The 18,277-nt window shown below is 68.2% G+C and carries 13 protein-coding genes; 5 read left to right on the top strand and 8 right to left on the bottom strand.

What is annotated here, in order from left to right; translation table 11 throughout:
• The first annotated feature begins 74 nt into the window (after positions 1-74).
• The 3 genes from ACVDFE_RS20260 (at position 75) to ACVDFE_RS20250 (ending at position 4,080) form a co-directional block, all read left to right on the top strand.
• Complete coding sequence (locus ACVDFE_RS20260) at positions 75-1,562, top strand: sigma-70 family RNA polymerase sigma factor (RefSeq protein WP_458431425.1); 1,488 nt, start codon at positions 75-77, stop codon at positions 1,560-1,562.
• Positions 1,563-1,972: 410 nt separating this feature from the next.
• A complete protein-coding gene (locus ACVDFE_RS20255; RefSeq protein ID WP_360392889.1) occupies positions 1,973-2,992 on the top strand; it encodes a LacI family DNA-binding transcriptional regulator in 1,020 nt (339 codons plus the stop codon).
• A 113-nt stretch (positions 2,993-3,105) separates the two neighbouring features.
• Complete coding sequence (locus ACVDFE_RS20250) at positions 3,106-4,080, top strand: LacI family DNA-binding transcriptional regulator (RefSeq protein ID WP_458431424.1); 975 nt, start codon at positions 3,106-3,108, stop codon at positions 4,078-4,080.
• Here the strand turns inward: ACVDFE_RS20250 and ACVDFE_RS20245 are convergent, their stop codons facing one another.
• The 3 genes from ACVDFE_RS20245 to ACVDFE_RS20235 form a co-directional block, all read right to left on the bottom strand.
• Entirely contained in the window at positions 4,081-5,070 is a 990-nt protein-coding gene (locus tag ACVDFE_RS20245) for a hypothetical protein (protein WP_360392883.1), read from the bottom strand. It abuts the gene before it with no gap.
• Positions 5,067-6,788, bottom strand: a complete 1,722-nt coding sequence (locus tag ACVDFE_RS20240; protein WP_458431423.1) for a hypothetical protein — start codon at positions 6,786-6,788, stop codon at positions 5,067-5,069. The genes ACVDFE_RS20245 and ACVDFE_RS20240 overlap by 4 nt, the downstream gene beginning before the upstream one ends.
• 537 nt (positions 6,789-7,325) lie before the next feature.
• Entirely contained in the window at positions 7,326-8,669 is a 1,344-nt protein-coding gene (locus tag ACVDFE_RS20235; RefSeq protein ID WP_458431422.1) for an AfsR/SARP family transcriptional regulator, read from the bottom strand.
• Positions 8,670-8,821: 152 nt separating this feature from the next.
• Here ACVDFE_RS20235 and ACVDFE_RS20230 point away from each other — a divergent pair, with 152 nt between their 5' ends.
• Complete coding sequence (locus ACVDFE_RS20230) at positions 8,822-9,019, top strand: DUF397 domain-containing protein (RefSeq protein WP_360392874.1); 198 nt, start codon at positions 8,822-8,824, stop codon at positions 9,017-9,019.
• 18 nt (positions 9,020-9,037) lie between these two features.
• Here the strand turns inward: ACVDFE_RS20230 and ACVDFE_RS20225 are convergent, their stop codons facing one another.
• The 5 genes from ACVDFE_RS20225 to ACVDFE_RS20205 all read right to left on the bottom strand — a co-directional run bounded on the left by ACVDFE_RS20225 (position 9,038) and on the right by ACVDFE_RS20205 (position 16,426).
• Positions 9,038-9,913, bottom strand: coding sequence for a helix-turn-helix domain-containing protein (locus ACVDFE_RS20225; protein ID WP_458431420.1), 876 nt, complete (start codon positions 9,911-9,913; stop codon positions 9,038-9,040).
• Positions 9,914-10,033: 120 nt separating this feature from the next.
• A complete protein-coding gene (locus ACVDFE_RS20220; protein ID WP_458431419.1) occupies positions 10,034-11,365 on the bottom strand; it encodes a pyridoxal phosphate-dependent decarboxylase family protein in 1,332 nt (443 codons plus the stop codon).
• 49 nt (positions 11,366-11,414) lie between these two features.
• The gene (locus tag ACVDFE_RS20215; protein ID WP_458431418.1) at positions 11,415-12,800 is read right to left on the bottom strand and encodes a radical SAM protein; all 1,386 of its coding nucleotides are present in this window, start codon (positions 12,798-12,800) and stop codon (positions 11,415-11,417) included.
• A complete protein-coding gene (locus ACVDFE_RS20210; protein ID WP_458431416.1) occupies positions 12,800-15,322 on the bottom strand; it encodes a glycosyltransferase in 2,523 nt (840 codons plus the stop codon). The genes ACVDFE_RS20215 and ACVDFE_RS20210 overlap by 1 nt, the downstream gene beginning before the upstream one ends.
• A gap of 327 nt (positions 15,323-15,649) precedes the next feature.
• On the bottom strand, positions 15,650-16,426 hold the full coding sequence (locus ACVDFE_RS20205) for a DUF1684 domain-containing protein (protein WP_458431415.1): 777 nt from the start codon (positions 16,424-16,426) through the stop codon (positions 15,650-15,652).
• Between the two features lie 211 nt (positions 16,427-16,637).
• Between ACVDFE_RS20205 and ACVDFE_RS20200 the strand changes: the two genes are divergently transcribed.
• Positions 16,638-18,191, top strand: a complete 1,554-nt coding sequence (locus ACVDFE_RS20200) for a glycoside hydrolase family 13 protein (protein ID WP_458431414.1) — start codon at positions 16,638-16,640, stop codon at positions 18,189-18,191.
• Positions 18,192-18,277 lie beyond the last annotated feature (86 nt).

Below are 18,277 nucleotides of genomic sequence, written 5' to 3'. Positions count from 1 at the left end.
TGCGTGGATTGTTCGGGTTGACGTGTCTCGATAAGGTCCGCCTATCACCCGTTGCACGGAGATAGGCGGAAAGCTTGATCGACGAGGAAGGCGCTCCTCGGCCGCCTTCGGACGCGGAGCTGATCGACGCCGTGCGCCGCGGTGCGGTCGAGGCCTACGGCCGGCTGTACGAACGGCACGTGCGCGCGGCGCTCAACCTCGCCCTGCAGCTCACCGGGTCGTCCGCCGACGCCGACGACCTGGTCTCGGACGCGTTCGCGAAGGTGCTCTCGGCACTGCGCACGGGTGGCGGCCCCGACGCGTCGTTCCGGCCCTACCTGCTCACGGCGGTGCGCCACACGGCCTACGACAAGACCCGGCGCGACAAGCGGCTGGAGCTGGCCGGTGACGTCGAGGAGGTGCCCGGCGCGACCCGCGTGACGAGCGTGCAGTTCAGCGACACGGCGGTGGCCTCGCTGAACCAGTCGCTGGCGGCCACGGCGTTCGAGTCGCTGCCGGAACGCTGGCAGACCGTGCTGTGGCACACCGCCATCGAGGGCCAGTCGCCCGGCGAGGTCGCGCCGATCCTGGGCCTGTCCGCCAACGGCGTCTCCGCGATGGCCCACCGCGCCCGCGAGGGCCTGCGCCGCGCCTACCTGCAGGCCCACGTGGCCCGCGACCCCGCGGAACGCTGCCGCGCGACCGTCGCCAAGCTCGGCGCCTGGACCCGCGGCGGCCTGTCCGCGCGCGAGTCGATGCAGCTCGACGCCCACCTCGACCGCTGCGCCGAGTGCCGCGCGATCGCCGGTGAGCTGGCCGACGTCAACGCCGCCCTGCGCTCCGTCGTCGCACCCCTGGTCCTCGGCGGTGCCGCCGCCGGTTACCTCGGCTTCAGCAAGGCGAGCGCACTGGCCTCCGCGGGCGTCTCCTCGTGGTTCACCGTGGCCGCCGCCTCGACCGCCGCCGTCGTCATCGTCGTCACCGCCGGCGTCAGCGCCCCGCTCAACCCGCCGAGGGCCGACACCACCGCTCCCCCGGCCGCCTCGTTCACGTCGACCGCGCCCACCACCGGCCTGACCACCTCGGGTTCGGTCGTGACCACCACGTCCGGCACCGCCGCAACCGAAACCGCGACCTCCGGCGCGGCCCAGACCTCCGGTGCCGCGAACGCACCCGTCCCCGGCACCCCCACCACGACCACCGGCCAGGACACGTCGAACGGCGAGCCGTCGCTGGTGATGGGTTCACCCCCGGACGTCGGCATGACCACGAACGGCCCACCCACCCCGGTGGAGATCTCCCTGAGCAACGTCGGCTCCGGCACCGCACCCCCGTCCACACTGACGCTGACGCTGCCCGCCGAGCTCAAGACCGTCGGGGCGGGTTCCACGGGCGCGGGCGAGGTCGGCTGCCCGGCCGGCAAGGGGCAGGTGACGTGCTCGGCGGGCGAACTGGCCGCCAACGAGTCGGTGCGGTTCGTGCTGCGGTTGCAGGCGGGGCCCAAGGCGAGCAGCGGGGTCATCACGGGGGTCACGAACACCGGGCTGCGGGTGCAGATCCGGGTGACGATCACGCCGAAGTAGCCGCACCCGGTTCGCCGGCAAGACCGACGCCCGGGCACCCGGCCGATCCGCAAAAGGGTGACGCGGTCGTCGTTGTCGAACAGGTCGGGATTGGTCTCGATCACGGGGTGCGACGGAAATCCGACGGTGAGCGGATACCCGTTGCGGCCCGCGTGCCGCCGCCGGAACCGCACCATTTCCGGCGTGAACAAACGCGCCGGCAGCCGGTGGCCGCCATGGCGGACCCGCGCGGAGCAGCGGGTCGCGCCCCGGTAAAGCGCGCGCAGGACGATGTCGTTGCCCAGACCCGAATGCGCAACGCGGCATTCGAGCCCGATTAGCCGCGCCCGCCGATGTCATTGAACTGTCCGGTTTCCGACATGAGCGCGCCGCACCGCCGCCGGATTCCGCCGGAGCCCTAGGATGACGTCATGACGGAGACGGCGAAAAGACGACCCGGGCCTCGCATCGAGGAGGTCGCGCGGGTCGCCGGGGTGTCGAAGTCGACCGTCTCCCGGGTCATCAACGGCGAGCCGTACGTCAGCACGAAGGCGCGCGAGGCCGTGCACGCCGCCATCGCGCAGCTCGGCTACTCCCCCAACCAGGCCGCCCGCGCGCTGGCCGGCAACCGGGCGAACGCCATCGCGCTCGTCGTGTCGGAGCCGACCGGGCGGGTGCTGAGCGACCCGTTCTTCGCGGGCGTGCTGCGCGGGGTGCACTCCGAGCTCGCCGGGCGGCACGTGCAGCTGCTGCTGATGATGAGCCAGCCGTCGGACACCGACGACCTGGTCGCCTACCTCGCGAGCGGGCACGCCGACGGTGCGCTGCTGGTCAGCCTGCACGGCGAGGACCCGCTGGTGCCGATGCTGCACGAGATGGGCATGCCGGTCGTGGTCGGCGGGCGGCCGCTGGGCAACACCAGCGTGCCGTTTGTGGACGCCGACAACTTCACCGGTGGCCTGGAGGCCGCGCGGCACCTGGTCTCGTTGGGGCGCAAGCGGATCGGCACGGTCGCCGGCCCGAAGGACATGGCGGTGGGCGCGGACCGGCTGAGCGGGTTCCGGCGCGGGCTGAGCGAGGGCAAGATCGCCACGGACCTGGTGGCGCACGCGGACTTCACGCCGGAGAGCGGCGCGCGGGCCATGGCCGAGCTGCTGGAGCAGGCGCCCGACCTCGACGCCGTGTTCGTGGCGGCGGACATCATGGCGGTGGGGGCGTTGCAGACGCTGCACGCGCAGGGCAAGCGGGTGCCCGACGACGTGGCGGTGATCGGGTTCGACGACTCGGTGCTGGCCGCGACCTCGACGCCACCGCTCACCACGATCCGCCAGGACGTGGAGGAGCTCGGCCGCACCATGACGTGGCGGCTGCTCGCGGAGCTGGCCGGTGAGGACGGTCTGCCGCCGTCGCTGCTGCTCCCGACCTCGCTGGTGCGCCGCGCCACCGCCTGACGAACTGAGAGCACCCCCTCGTTCGCTTGACGCGCCACCCGGCTGCGGTAAAGACTCCTCACTGTTTCTGGGAGCGTTCCCAGAACGCCGCCGCCGCCAGAGGAAGTCGCCAAGTGAACAGACGAGCCGGCATCGACGAGGTCGCCCGGCTGGCCGGGGTGTCCAAGTCCACCGTGTCCCGCGTCCTCAACAGCGCACCACACGTGAGCGAACGGGCGAAGGCTGCGGTCAAGCGCGCCGTCGTGCAGCTCGACTACACGCCGAACCAGGCCGCGCGGTCGCTGGCCGGGCACCGGGCCAACGCCATCGCGCTCGTGCTGTCCGAACCGAGCGGCCGGGTGCTGTCCGACCCGTTCTTCGCCGGCCTGATGCGCGGGGTCCACGCCGAACTGGCGGGCCGCACCCAGCTCGTGCTGATGATGAGCCAGCCCGGTGACGTGTCCGCCTACCTCACCGGCGGGCACGTGGACGGCGCGCTCGTGGTGAGCCTGCACGGCCACGACCCGCTGCTGTCGGTGTTGCAGGAGAACGGGTTGCCCGTCGTGGTCGGCGGCCGTCCGCTGTCGGGCGGCACGGTGCCGTTCGTGGACTCGGACAACTTCACCGGCGCCCAGGAGGCGACCAAGCACCTCATCTCGTCGGGACGGCGGCGGATCGCGACCATCGCGGGCCCCGCGGACATGGCGGCGGGCCTCGACCGGCTGGCCGGGTGGCGCCGCGCCATGAGCGGGCGGGCCGCCGACCTGGTGGTGCACGGCGACTTCACGTCCGAGGGCGGTGCGGCCGCGATGGCGGCACTGCTGGACAGGGACCCGGCGCTGGACGCCGTGTTCGTGGCCGCGGACATCATGGCCCTCGGCGCGCTGCAGGTGCTGCACGCCCGCGGCCGGTCGGTGCCCGGTGACGTGGCGGTGATCGGGTTCGACGACTCGGTGCCCGCCGTACCGCCGCTGTCGACCGTGCGGCAGGACGTGGAGAAGTTCGGGCGGATGCTGACGTGGCGCCTCCTCGCTGAGGTGGACGGCGAGGAGGGACTGCCGCCGTCGGTGCTGCTGCCTACCTCGCTGGTGCTGCGGACAAGCGCCTGATCACCGCTTCTCCCCGCCGGGGATGGTGGCTCGCTTCCCGGTTCCCAGAGAGGTCGAGGGCGTCTCTCGAACGCCCGCGAGTGTGTTGTTGCTCCACTCCCGCAGCGATTGGAGCAGCACGCGCAGGTCGTCTTCGACCTCCCACCGTTCGATCGCATCCGACTCGAGCATCCTGCTGAGGAACTCGAGCACAGCTTGTCGGCTGGTCTTGCGTTCGTCGATCAACGCTTGCATCACCTCGGTGACGCTGTCCTCGTCCAAGGAGAGCTGCAACGCGAACTGGTGGTAGTCGCCCTCGACCAGGACTCGCCGCAGACGTTCGACCTTACGCATCAACGCGGCGTGGGCCAGCGTGGGCTGATCCATCGTGAGCGAGATGTACGTCCGCACTTCGAGCCCGAACTCGACGCCGAGCGGCTCCACAGCGAGCGCTTGGACCGCCGCCGCTTCGGCGTCGTTCACCTGCTCGATGTCGAACTTGCGGGTGACGGAGCGCAGACGAGCCGTGATCTCCGGCATGAGGGCCTTGGCCACGTTCGACAAACCGGAAGCAACAGCTGTCACCGCGTCCGTCAACCGCCACCGCAGTTCGACGACCGCCTGGAAGAAGCACTCGTCCCCCGCACACGGCAGCGTCAACTCGACTCGGGTCAGGTGGACGCCCATGTCGATCTCGTAGACGTGGCACACCCGCTGCCTCATCAGCACGCGTGCCGTGGGCTGCTGGTCCGGCGGAAACCACAGCCTCCTGCCCGAGGCGGTGACGAACAACCTCGCCGTCCGGCCGTCGGCGGGCAGTTGCCCGCGCAACGCATCCCACCTGCCGAGCGGACAGTCGCCCAGTATCGGACCGGTGATCTCGCGAGGTCGTTCGTCCAGGTTCACGACATCCTGCGGCTCGGTCTCCTCATCTGAACCGTCCTCGTTCTGAAGCATGGTGTAATGCCTTGCGAGTGAGACAGCATCGTCGTTGGACAACTGGCGGGTCATGAAGCCGTCCTCTCGCTGTGCGCGTGGATGGAGTTCTCAAGAGCGAGCGCTGTTGTCTCATCGATGGGATCGGACCAGTCGCGCCGCATTCGATCGATCAGGTGCTGAAGACGCCGGAAGTCGTCTCGCCCGACCACGAGGCGAGGCATGAACGCGGTGAGCGCGCGCAGACAGCTCTCGTCCTTCTCCGCTGCGAAGACCCAGCGCCGGAACTGGTGCTGCACCTCTTCGGAGGGATCCCTGCTGCGGAGCGCCCACCTGACAAGGTCCGCCACTTGGCGCGTGTGGGCGGCATCCTGTTCGAGCAAAGCGAGCAGCAGTGGCCAATCTTCCCTGTCCGCAGTACCCAGGCGGTCGTCCCGCCCTGCGGAGAGGATCAGCATGCCACGGTCGTACTCACGCAGTTGGATCAACCAGTAAAGGGATGCACGTGCGAGCTGACGGACGCTTTGGCGGTCACTCCGGGTCCACTCCGCGAGCTGTCGCAACACTGTTGTGATGGCACCGAAGGCCAGCAGGTTGGCGATACTCTGACCCGCCACGAACGCCAGCCCACGCGCATCCGGTTCCTGTACAGTCCTGCGGCGCTCCGCCGGAGTGCCGAGTACACGCAACTCACGTAGCGCATCGTCGATGCGACTGAGCCCCAGGTCGTATCCGAGTGCGGCCGCCGCAGTCCATTGCTGATGTTCGTTGCCGTCCCGCCGCCAGGCTTGAACCCTCTCGAAGACCGCGGCCGACATCCTCTCGTCGCGAGCTGCCTGGTCGAGTGCGATGGCAGCGAACCTCCTGCGCTGCTCTCCTTCTCCTCCCTCGGCTCCAGCCAGGGGGTCGATATGGTCGATGAACGTACTGGCGAACGACAGCGAGCAGAACAACCCCATCGCCTGCGCGGCACGTACCCACACCATCGATCGAGCGTCTCCGCTCAGCTCGATCAGCCACTCCAAGACAACTTTGCGCAGTTTGTGATGCTGGTGCCAGAGTCGGCTCAGCAGCACCACCGGGAAGCGATCATCGTGGAACATCGCCAGCTGCGTCGGAATCCAGATTCCACCGAACGAGTACTTCCCGTCCCTCTTGGCCGCGCGTGATGCCGGAAGGTTCACGGCGTGATCGTCCGTGAACATGGACTCCTCGGACTTTCTGGCGTGCTCGCCTTTCATCTCCTTCAACAGCTTGGCCGCAAGGGTTGTCCCTGCTTCCACCACGGTGTCGTACTCCGACTCGTTGAGCACGGCCAGGGAGATCCGGAACGCCGTGAGCCTGATCGCCTCCGGCAAGGTGCTGGCAGGGCCCGACAGCTCCTTGAACCATTCGTCGACCTGCTTGCGCAGCAGCTTGCCGGCGCCGACCTCCACTTCGGACAGAGTCAACCGACCGTCAGCCATCTGCGCGAGGAGTGCCGCTATCTGCGCTGCCTCCGCAGGCCGCGGATTGGACGTGAGCGATTGACGCAAACCGGAGTTGCAGTAGGCCTGCTGCAGGAGCTGTGCGACATCATGGTCGCCATCCCGCAGTTCCTCAGACAAGTGCTTCAGCACCAAGCCGTCCACATCAGGCGGCGGACACGGCAGCACATGCTCGCCGAGCTGTTGTCGGTGCACTCCTCGATGGCAGACCAGCACCAGGTAGGCGCCTTTGCTCACGACGGCTTCGGCCAAGTGGTCGAGTTGCCGCTCGTTCAACGCCTCCGCCTGAGAGCTGGCCAGTTCCACGACATAGCCGGAGCTTCTCCCCAAAGCGCGACTCGTCGAGTTTGGAGAGGTCGGCCACACCCCCGAAACTGCTCACCTTGCCTTCGGCAAGCCGATCCAGCAATCGCAACGCGGTGGTGAAACGTCCTGTACCCGGCTCACCGTCAAGCACCAGCAGTCGGCGCTGCACCAATGCCTCCAGCAGGTCGGCGTAGTTACGCACCGGCATATACCGTTTGCGCACCCGTTGGAGTATGTCTTCACGAACAGTGATCGCACGGAGCTCGCCGTCTGATCCCGAGATGGTGTAGGTGTAGTAGTGAGTGTGCCTGTCACCGATGTGCAGGTCGTCGATCGACGCATCCCGGTTGAACGTCATCGAGCCCGATGTCGTCATTTTCCTGCCGTGCAGGTAGGCAGCATCGTGCTGACGCGAGTCGGAGCTCTGTCCCCCCTCCGCCCCCGACTGCGGACCGCTCACCGTCTCCTTGGCCGGCTCGCCGCCCGCTGACCCAGATGGTTCAGGGGCCGACGAGGCACCGCCGGCTTTGTCGTCGCTCATCGATGACCGCCGAGGTAGTGGTGGTGCACGGCGTCTCCGTTGTGCTGCGTGCCGATCGACGTCGTTCCGTTGAACACGACCGAGTAGGACTTCTGCGCCGACCGCTCGTCCTGCTGCTCCGCTTCGACCGACGGTTTCCCCGGCTGCGGTGAAAACCCTGGGACGCGCACCCACCCGTTCACGTCAGTCGCGCGGTAGTAAGCCTCACGATCAGGTTTCTCGACCAGCTCGTAGAGCTCCTCGCTGATCGCGACGACCAAATACCTGCCGGCAGCAGCCTGTAGCCGGTCCTGAGCGATCTCCGACTCTGCAAGATAGTGTGCTCGCTGAGGATCGTCCATCGCCACACCTGCGCTCACCGGCCGGTCGACCATTTCGGACAGACGGCTGAGGCAACGTCCGATAACGACCACCGGAGCGGCCTGTAAGGGCAGATAGCACGTCAGGCTGCTGCCCACGGGCTGCATCGCGATGTCATCGCGTCCGAAAGCATCAGGTATCAACCTGCGCAGGAATTCCACGTCACGCGGATCCGTCTTGAAGGCAACTACGAGTCGGCTCGCCGCCGGAGCTACTCGCTGCTGCACGAGTGGCTGTAGTCCCGCATCGTCTTGAAGCATGCGAGTGTGCATCTCTTTGACCTTCCTGGTTGTGGGGTGCCCCACCTCGTCGAGCGCCTCCTGATGACGTTGAATGACGCTTCCCGCTTCGAGGGTGCGGCCGGACAGGTGCAGAACACGAGCCGCGAGCAGGGTGACTTCCTCTTTTTCCGGACTTTCCAGGTGCATGCGCGTCACGGTCGCGATCAACTCCCGATGTCGGCCCAGCTCAGTACCGACCTCGACAGCCAGGAGTTCAGCGTCGTGGCGGCTCTTCTCGAGCTGTATCCGCTTGCGGTCCGCTCGCGACGTGGCGATTCCCATGAGCGGCTCGTGGTCGGTGATGCTCAACGCCTGCTCCAGTGCGGCATCGGCCTCACGAAGACCGACCAGGGTCCGCTTGTCGACTGCGCGCGCCTTGGTCATCAATTCAGCGAAACGACGGTTGTCCACAAGCTCATCCGGGACCTTCAGACAGCGCAAACCGTCTTTGCTCCACAGGGCGTCCGGATACCCCGCCCGCTCCAGCAGTTTTCGAAGGTCGCTCATGAGCTTGGCCACCTCGCCGTCCGCGCTCGCGGGCACGTCGTCCCACAACCACTCGCGCAGAGAGTCCAACTTCACTGCCTTGCCGTTGTTGAGCAGCAGAAAAGCCAGCAACCAAGAAGCCTTCTTGACCTTAGGCCCTTCCCGCCGCCCACCGACGTAGACGCCCACCTCTCCCCAGACGCGGAACTTCACTTCGCTCCCCACCAAGATTGTCTCCGTTCACCAACCGAATGGAAGTCTTTTGCCAACTGACCGGAAGTTCGATACCAAGCTGTTCGGAAATCGCGTCGTCCATCGTTGCTCTCAACGGCAGCAACGGGCAGCCGCGAAACCCAGGAGAAGAAATGGACGACCAGGGACTCATCTGGAAGAAGAGCACTTTCAGCGAGCCCAAGGGCGAATGCGTCGAGGTGGCGATGGCCAACGGTGGCGTGCTGGTCCGGGACTCGAAGAACCCCGCCGGCCCCGTGCTGTGGTTCACCAAGTTCGAGTGGATCGCGTTCCTGTACGGCGTGCTGGCCGGCGAGTTCGGCCTGAGCTGACCGGCGGACGCCGAGGCGTCACGCCCTGCCACCCTCCAGGGCAGCGTGACGCCTCGTGCGTCCGATGAGGTCGTCAAGGAGCTGATGCGCCTCGTCACCGAACAACGACATGTTCTTCAAGAGCGACCACCGCAGCTGGTACTGGTTGACCTCTTCCACCGACTCCACAGTCAGAGGGCCGTGGATCAGCTCAAGCGTCACCATCTTTTCGTCGGCCTCCTCATAAATGACGAAACCGTGCGAGTAGGTGGCGGCCATCTCCTCTCGATCGAGAGGAATGAGTCCGATGCTGACGTTTTCCAATGAGGAGAGAGATACCAGTCGATCCAGCTGCCCCATCAGCACATGAGGCGGTCCAGGACGCCAACGGAGCGCCGCCTCGGTGATGAGGAAATCGAACTGCCGACCTTCTTCGTGCAAGATGAGCTGACGATCCATGCGTCCGGCAATGGCTGAGGCCAGAGCCTGGTCGTCATAAGGCGGAGTGGACAACAAGAACACGCGACGCGCGTACTCCGCGGTCTGCAAGAGCCCAGGAACGACCGACGGCTGGTAGGTGCACACGCGCGTAGCCGCGGACTCCCAGCCACCGATCTCGTGCTGCAGGTGCTTCCGATCACCTTGCAGGGTCGTCGCCCAGGAAAGCGTCTCCAAGCGAGCCGTTCCGGCAAGCTCCACAAGCCGTCGCACCGTCTTCGATGGCGCTCCAAGCACCCTCCCCCACTCCTCGATCTCCGGCACGGTGGGCAACGCTGTCCCCGCTTCGACGCGGGACACCTTCGACTGGCTGATCGAAGCCCGGCGCCCGAGCTCTCTGCCGGACAGGCCCTGGAGAAGGCGGAGCTTCTTCAGCTCACGAGCAAGCACGTGCCGCGCGGATCCGCGGTCATCCACCTAGGTCCCCAGGGTCTGCGTTGATTCAGATTGAGTCATCACGATTCACAATGAAGCAGAGGGCGGGCGCTGTCAACGGCAGAACGCTGCATCGAACAGGTGAAACCCGGCTGCCGCTGTTCAGACCAAGTGCCTGACCAGGTCTGCGAACTCCGCCACGTGCTCGCGGTGGGTGCGGTGGCTGAGCACGCACAACCGCAGCGCGAACCGGCCGTCGAGCCGGGTGCTGGACAGGAAGAACCGCCGCGAGTCGTTGATCGCCGTGAACAGCCGCTCGCTCGTCGGGTCGTCAGCGGCCCGGAACACGACGACGCTCAGCTCCGAGGGCAGGACTTCGAGGCCTTCGACGTCGGCGAGGGCGGTGCGGACCTCGGCGGCCAGGTCGAGCTTCTCGTCCAGCGCCTCACGGAACGCGGCCACGCCGTGCAGGTGCAGCGGGAGCCAGACGCGCAGGCCGCGGAACTCGCGGGTGAGCTCGGGCCCGAGGTCGGAGTAGTTCGGCACGCCGGTGTCGTGGTCGAGGTCCTGCAGGTAGTCGCCGTCGGCCACGTGGGCCGCGCGCAGCCGTGCCTCGTCCCGGACGAGCAGCACGCCGGTGCCGTAGGGCAGGAACAGGCTCTTGTGCGGGTCCCAGGCGATGGAGTCGGCGCGTTCGACGCCGCGCAAGGCCTCCCGGCCCCGCGTGGTCAGCTGGAAGGCGCCGCCGTACGCGCCGTCGACGTGGAACCACAGCCCCTCCTCGTGCGCGAGGTTGGCGATGGCGTCGAGCGGGTCGACGATGCCGGTGCTGGTGGCACCCGCGGTGCCGACGACCAGGAACGGCTTCAGGCCCGCCCTGCGGTCCTCGGCGATCAGGGCGCGGGCCGCGTCGACGTCCATGCGCAGGCCGGGCACGACGCGGACGCGGTCGGCGGGGAAGCCCGTGATGCGCGCGGCTTTCGCGACGCAGTGGTGGGTGTGCGCGGTGACGTAGATCGTCCCGTCCGCGGTGGCGCCGCGCTCCTCGCGGGCGGTGTGGACGGCGGACAGGGTGGCGAGCGAGGCCCCGGTCGTGAACACACCGCCGGAGCCGGCGGGCAGGCCGAACTCGGTGCAGAACCAGCGGATGACGCTGTGTTCCAGCGCCACGAGCGCGGGCGCGGTGGAGGCGACGCCGGTGTAGCGGTTGGTGACCTGGGCCAGGAGCTCCGCCAGCGCCGAGCTGTAGAGGCCACCGGCCGGGAAGTAGGCGAGGAAGCGCGGGCCCGCGGTCTCCACGGACTGGCGTGCGGCCTCCCCGAACTGCGCCAGCAGGTCGGCCAGCTCGCCGGGGGCCTCCGCCGGTGGTGGGGGCAGCAGTGCCCGGCCCGGTGTGGAGGCGGGCGCGGCCTCCAGTCCCTCGACGAACTCGTCGACGAACGCGGTGACGGCCTTCATCCACTCGGCCCTGGTCTCGCGGTCCGGTTGCAGCATGAGCACACGGTACGAAGCCCGCGCGGCGCCGCGCTCGCGGGATACGGCCTTACAGCTCGGTGTTGATGATGGCCTCCACCAGCACCTCGCCGTCGTCGGTGAGGGTCACGGCGTCGGCGTCCATCGTGAGCAGTCCGCGTTCCCGCAGCGAGGTGAACTTCGAGAGCCACGGCTCGTCGAACAACGACCGCCCGAAGCGGGCGCGGTGCAGGTCGTCGCGCACCGGCTGCAACGTGGACAGCGCCATCTTCACGCTCCTGGCCTCCTGCGCCTCCTCGGTGAACCGGGTCGCCGATCCGAGCGGCACGCGGCCGGCGTCCACGGCCTCCGCGTAGGACTTCCACTGCACGTCGGTGATCGCCTCCGAGGCGCGGCAGCTGGAGCTGCCGCCCAGGCCGATCGCGACCTCGGCCTCTTGGCGGTCCTGGTCGACCATGATGGACTTCCACTTCTCCGGGCCGAGGCCGTCGCGTGCGAAGTACATCGTGGGGTGCTCGGTGTAGTCGGCGGCGCGCAGCCCGTCGGTGAGCACCTCGCGCATCCGGTACTGCTCGGCCAAGGTCGGCCAGAAGTGGCCGTTCTGCACCAGCTTGTCGCGGTAGGCGGGCAGCTGCCACGGCGCCGGCTGCTCACCGGCGACACCGGTGCGGGTGTCCGAGTAGGACTTCAGGTGCAGCTTGGTGCAGACGACGGCGGTGATCTCCTCCTCCAGCACGACGTCGAGGTCGCGCCGCACGCTGTCGACGGTCTGGTCGAGCAGCCCGTACATCAGGTCGATGCTGATCCACTCGAACCCGGCGCTCTTCGCGTTGCGCACGAAGTCGACGCACATCTGCGAGGTGTGCTCGCGGCCGCACTCGCGCAGCACCGGGTCGTCGAACGACTGCACGCCGCTGGAGAGCTTGGTGCAGCCCAGCTCCCGCAACGCCGCCAGCTTCTCCGGCGTGAACGTGCTGGGGTCGCCCTCGAACCGGATGGTGGTGTCGTCGGTGAAGCCGAAGTTGTCCCGGTAGAAGTCGAGCAGCCGGCGGATCTGGTCGAGCGGCAGCAACGAGGGCGTGCCGCCGAAGACGTTGAACTCGCCGACCGGCGCCTTGGCCAGCTCGGGCACGCGGGCGAGCCACAGCTGGGCCTCGCGGATGTTCCAGTCCACCCACCTCGTCAGCTTCTCCGTGGCGTTCGCGCCTTTGACGAGCACGACGGGGTACTGGCAGAAGCGGCACTTGTAGGCGCACGTGGGGATGTAGGACCACAGGTGGATGGGTGCGGTGCCGACGAGCTGGTCGCTGAGGTCGTCGAGGAAGCCGTCGACCGGGTAGCCGGGGACGTTGCCGGGGAAGACGTGCGCCCCGAACGGGTCCTCGGTGACGTACTCCAGCAGGTGGGCGTTGGCGGGGTCCTGCAACGAACGCCAGACCCTCGGTTCGCGGTCCATCAGAACACTCCTCCGTTGCCGAAGTAGTTGTGCGCCTCGCCGGACTCGCGGTCCTCGCAGTAGTACTTCACGAACTCCGCGAACCGCTCTTGCGGCACGTCGGCGAAGCACTCCGGCAGCGGCGGCGGGTAGCCGATGTCCTCCCCCACCGCCGCGCGCAGCCGTTCGAAGAGCTCGTCGCGGAACTCCAGGTAGAGCCGGTAGGAGGGCGTCTTGTAGGAGTGGATCGGGGTGAGGTCGACGACCCGCATCTCGTCTTTGATCTCGGCGATCCGCCGGCCCAGGCGCTCGGCCAGGTCGGCGCCGAAGAACGCCACCACCGCGTCGTCGTCGAGGAACGACGGGGTGAGCAGCACGGGCAGGATGGTGTTCTTCGGCGTGAAGTCCTTGATGGAGAACTCCCACGCCTGCAGCGCTTCCTCCTCGGTGAGGTCCGCGGTCTGCGCCTCGGTGTCGGGGCGGATGTCGCGCATGACGATGATGCCGTCGGACCCGTAGGCGCGACCGGTGATGACCTCGTCGATGGCGTGGTTGACCCGGCGCGGGTTGATCTCGACCTTCGACAGCGGCGCGTAGGTGATGTCGAAGCCGGAGCCGCGGACCTTGATGCCGAAGTCCCAGTCGTCGGAGAGGTGGTTCACGAACCGGCCGTTGTGCAGCTGGTAGCAGATCTCGATGCCGCCGACGCGTTCGTAGGCCTCGCGTTCGACGGCAAAGCCCTTGCCGTCGGGGAAGCCGCCGAACAACGCGAACGTGACCGCGCGGCACCGCAGGGTGCGCTGGATGGCGTCCCACAACCGCGGCCGGCCGGTGAAGTGCTCGGCGTTGTAGTAGTAGTCGCACACGCCGATCGCGGCCTTGTCGTCCTCCATGGCGGCGAACAGCTCGGCGAGCCACCGGCGGTCGACGCGGCAGTCGGCGTCGGCGGAGACCAGGTAGAACCGCTCGCCGGGGTCCTTGCGGGCACGGCTGCGCTGGGCCGCGTAGTCCATGCCCGCCTTGCGCGCGCACACCACGCCCTGTTCGGGTTCGGAGATCACGTGCAGCGCGAGGCCGGGGTGGTCGGCGGCGAAGCGGTGGGCGATGGCGACCGTGTCGTCGGTGGAGTTGTTGTCCACCAGCACGATCTCGTACCGGTCGCGCTCGATGCCCTCCTGGTCGTGCAGGCTGGTGAGGACGGCGTCGAGGTTGGCCGCCTCGTTGTAGACGGGCAGGACGACGCTGAGCCGCACGTCCTCCCCCATGGCCGGCGGGAACAGCCGGTCGACCAGTTCGTTCGCCGCGGTCCTGCTGTGCAGGCCGAGCTCCTGGTTGTGCGCCACCACTTCCGCCCTCCTCTCCGCGTTGGTCATCAGCTCGTGGACGTCTCTTGCGAACTCCGGTGTCGGCAGGTCGTGGGCCAGGACGTCCAGCACCGGCGCCCGAAATCCCGGGTAGACGGTGTCGTACAACGCGTACCGGCTGGTCAGGTACGGCACGCCGGCCGCGACCGCCTCGCTGATCGGGTTGCCGTAGCTCTCGTAGTCGTACGAGGTCAGGAACGACACGATGTCGGCGTGCGCCAGCAGGTCCCGCACGGAGAACGCGTCGCCGGCCGACTCGGCCTGGGCGAGGGTGCCGCCGAAGACCACGCGCCGGGTCAGGCCGAGCTCGTCGACGAGCGCGCGCAGCTTCACGGTCTCGGCGGGGTGCTCACCGGTGTCGCCGGCGATGAACAGGTGCACGTCGTCGGGCAGCAGCCGGAGCAGGTGCAGGTCCCTGTCGATGCGCTTCTGCGGGATGATCCGGGTGAACCGGGCGATCAGCCGGACGTCGTCGGGGATGCCGTGGTGGCGCTTGAAGTCCGCGCGGCCCGCGCGGTGCGGCGGGCTGAAGGTGTTGGGCAGGACGTCGATGTTGCGCAGGTGCGGCTGCCACTCCAGGGTGCGGCGCAGGGCTTCCTCGTGCAGCGCGAAGTAGTGGATGTGCGGTGAGTCGCGCATCGGCGGCGTGCCCGGGAAAGGGAACGTGCCGTACTTGCCGGGTTCGCTCTGCCACATCATGTCGTGGTCGCGCCAGAACACGAAGCGGCCCAGCGCGTGCCGGGCGCCGTAGCGTTCGATCGCCTGGTGGAGGGCGGTCGTGTAGGCGACGTTCTCGGGCAGGGTGCCGTTCTCGACCATCACGGTCGTAACGCCGCGGTCCTCCCAGGTCTGCTCGATCCGCCGGGCGATCCGGTCCGCGACCTCCTGCACGCGGGGAGTCTCGTCGCGCTGCACCGCCTCCAGGGTGGTGGTGACGAACGCCTGGTCGTAGCCGCTGACCTCGTCCAGGCCGTCGACGCGGTCGAGCGTGACCCAGTCCGGCACCTGTTCGTCCTGGTAGGGGCGGAAGAACGGGCCCTTGTCGGCCTTGATGTCGTAGCCGAGGTCGAGGTGGACCCGGTGACCACGTCCGGCGAACAGCGCGGCGGTCTTGACGAACTCGACCACGACGCCCGACATCGCCGTGGCGTCGAAGGACACTCCCCACAAGACGGCCATGCGCACCCGCTCCTGGTCGAAACCCCATCCACGACCGAACCTAATCCGAAAGCGCTCTCCGGACAGATCGCCGTCTCAGCAGGGGACGTGAGGAAGGGGTTTCATCACCGATCCAGCACGGGGCGTGACACGTACCGGCGGTTAACACCCGCTCGGCCCAATCTCACCACAGGTCCAGTAACGCTCCGCTGCCGCCGTGGTGCACGGCGACGTCTGCCGGCCGAACGTGCTGGTGCGCCGGAGAGCTGGACGAGGAGGCCGCAGCCGCGGTCAACCGCGACTACGGCCTCGTTCCCGACCCCTCGGGCTCTACTGGTACCGCTTGCCCTAACCCTGTTCGTACGGGGTGCGTTCGCCGGCTTCGACCTTGAACGGCAGGTGGTTGCCGGCGGGCGGCAGCGGGCAGGTGGCGTAGGCCGTGAACGCGCACGGCAGGTTCACGGCCCGGTTGAAGTCGAGCACGACCTTGCCGTCGACCGGCTTGGCCGAGATCTCCCGGTTCGCCGCGTAGGTGGTGACGCCGCTGGTCTCGTCGGTGAACAGGATGGTGATGCCACCGTCCTTGCCGTTGAACGCCGTCAGCGTGTGCTCGGCGCCGTCGTGCGTGAACCGCACACGCCCTGGTGCCTCGTACACGTGGCTGAGCCCTTCCACGACCGCACCGACCGTCGTCGGCACAGGGGTGTCGAACGGCTCGAAGACGCCTTCGAGCACCCACGCCTCGTCGGGCTCGTACGCCGGCACGCCGCGGAAGCTGCTGAGCACCTCGGCCTTCGGGTCGTGGACGCGCACCAGGTAGCCGCCGCGCCGGGCGATCTCGATGTCCACGTCACCCGCCCGGACGCGCGTGCCGGGGCCGCTTTGGGCCAGTTTGAAGCTCGTGGGTTCGGTGATCGGCACGCCGTCGTGCGTGACCTCGGCACCTTGCGGGTCGAAGTGCGCCTCGTCGTCGTCCTGCCACCACAGCCCCGGTATGCCGTCATAGGCGCGAGGCTTGGTCTCCAGCCAGTCGAGTGACACCAGCGCCAGCCATCCGTAGGGATCGGCCAGGCCGCGTTCCCGTTCCGTCTTCCACGTCTGCCAGTTTTCCGCGAAGCCGCTCATGTCATTGCGAACGATCTGCTCGCGCAGCGCCTTCCCCGTCTCAGCTGCTGAGAAGCCGTCCGTCGCTCGACCGGGTCAACGCCTGCGGAAAATCTATGAAAAAGTTTGCAGGATTACGCCTGCTTCTCAAGTAATCCTCCTGGCGACTTGCGGAAAACTTTTGCAACGACTTTCCTGGATCGCTGACACCGCACCCACGGAAGGCAAGGACATGTCCCAGGACTGGTGGCGACACGCCGTCATCTACCAGGTCTACGTGCGCAGCTTCGCCGACTCGAACGGCGACGGCGTCGGTGACCTGCCCGGCATCCGCTCACGCCTGCCCTACCTCCGCGACCTGGGCGTCGACGCGGTGTGGATCACGCCGTTCTACGCCTCGCCGATGGCCGACGGCGGTTACGACGTGGCCGACTACCGCGCGGTGGACCCGTCGTTCGGCGGGCTCGACGACGTGCGGTCGCTGGTCGAGGACGCCCACGGGCTCGGCATCCGCGTGATCGTCGACATCGTGCCGAACCACAGCTCCGACCGGCACGAGTGGTTCCAGGAGGCGCTGGCCGGCCGCAACCGGGAGCGGTACGTCTTCCGCGAGGGCGTCGGCGACCAGCCGCCCAACGACTGGGAGTCGGTGTTCGGCGGCCCGGCGTGGACGCGCGTGGCCGACGGGTCCTGGTACCTGCACCTGTTCGCTCCCGAGCAGCCGGACCTCAACTGGGACCTGCCGGAGGTGCGCGAGGAGTTCCTGTCGGTGCTGCGGTTCTGGCTGGACCTCGGCGTCGACGGGTTCCGGGTCGACGTGGCGCACGGCATGGTCAAGGCGGCCGGGCTGCCCGACATCGGGCACACCGACCAGCTGAAGCTGCTGGGCACCGAGCCGCTGCCGTTCTTCGACCAGGACGGTGTGCACGACATCCACCGCGAGTGGCGCAAGGTGGTGGACTCCTACCCCGGCGACCGCGTGCTCGTGGCCGAGGCGTGGACGCCGTCCGCCGAGCGCACGGCGATGTACCTGCGTCCCGACGAGATGCACCAGGCGTTCAACTTCCACTACCTCACGGCCGAGTGGGGCTCCGGCGCGTTGCGCTCGGTGATCGACTCGTCGCTGGCGGCGGTGGCACCGGTGGGCGCGCCCACCACGTGGGTGCTGTCCAATCACGACGTTCAGCGGCACGTGACGCGGTACGGCGGCGGTGAGACCGGTGTGCGCCGTGCGCGCGCTGCGCTGGCATTGATGCTGGCGCTGCCCGGTTCCGCGTACATCTACCAGGGCGAGGAGCTCGGTCTGCCCGAGGTGCTCGACCTGCCCGACGAGGTGTTGCAGGACCCGATGTGGGAGCGGTCGGGCCACACCGAACGCGGCCGCGACGGCTGCCGGGTGCCGCTGCCGTGGTCGGCGTCGGGCCCGTCGCTCGGGTTCGGCACCGGCGGCTCGTGGCTGCCGCAGCCCGCGGACTGGGCGAAGCTGAGCGTCGAGGTCCAGGCCGCCGACCAGGACTCGATGTTGTCGTTCTACCGCACCGCTTTGCGCGTGCGGCGCGACCACCCGGCGCTGGGCGCGGGCGACGGCGTGACGTGGGTGGACGGACCCGCGGACGTCCTGTGGTTCACGCGCACGCGCGAGGACCGGCGGGTGTCGTGCGTGGTGAACCTGTCCGGTGAGGTCGTCGCCCTGCCCGACCCCGGCGCCGTGCTGCTGGCCTCGTCGTACTACGGGGTGCGCGACGGCTCGCTGCTGCTCCCGCCGGACACCGCGATCTGGTTCTGACCAGCCGGATTTCCCGGTTCACCGAAAATTGTCAGACCCCCTGAGTACGGTCCAGGACATCAACTCCGGATTGGACTCAGGGGGTA

It is taken from the genome of Lentzea chajnantorensis (genome assembly GCF_054300775.1).
This window is presented reverse-complemented; position numbering and strand designations above follow the sequence as displayed.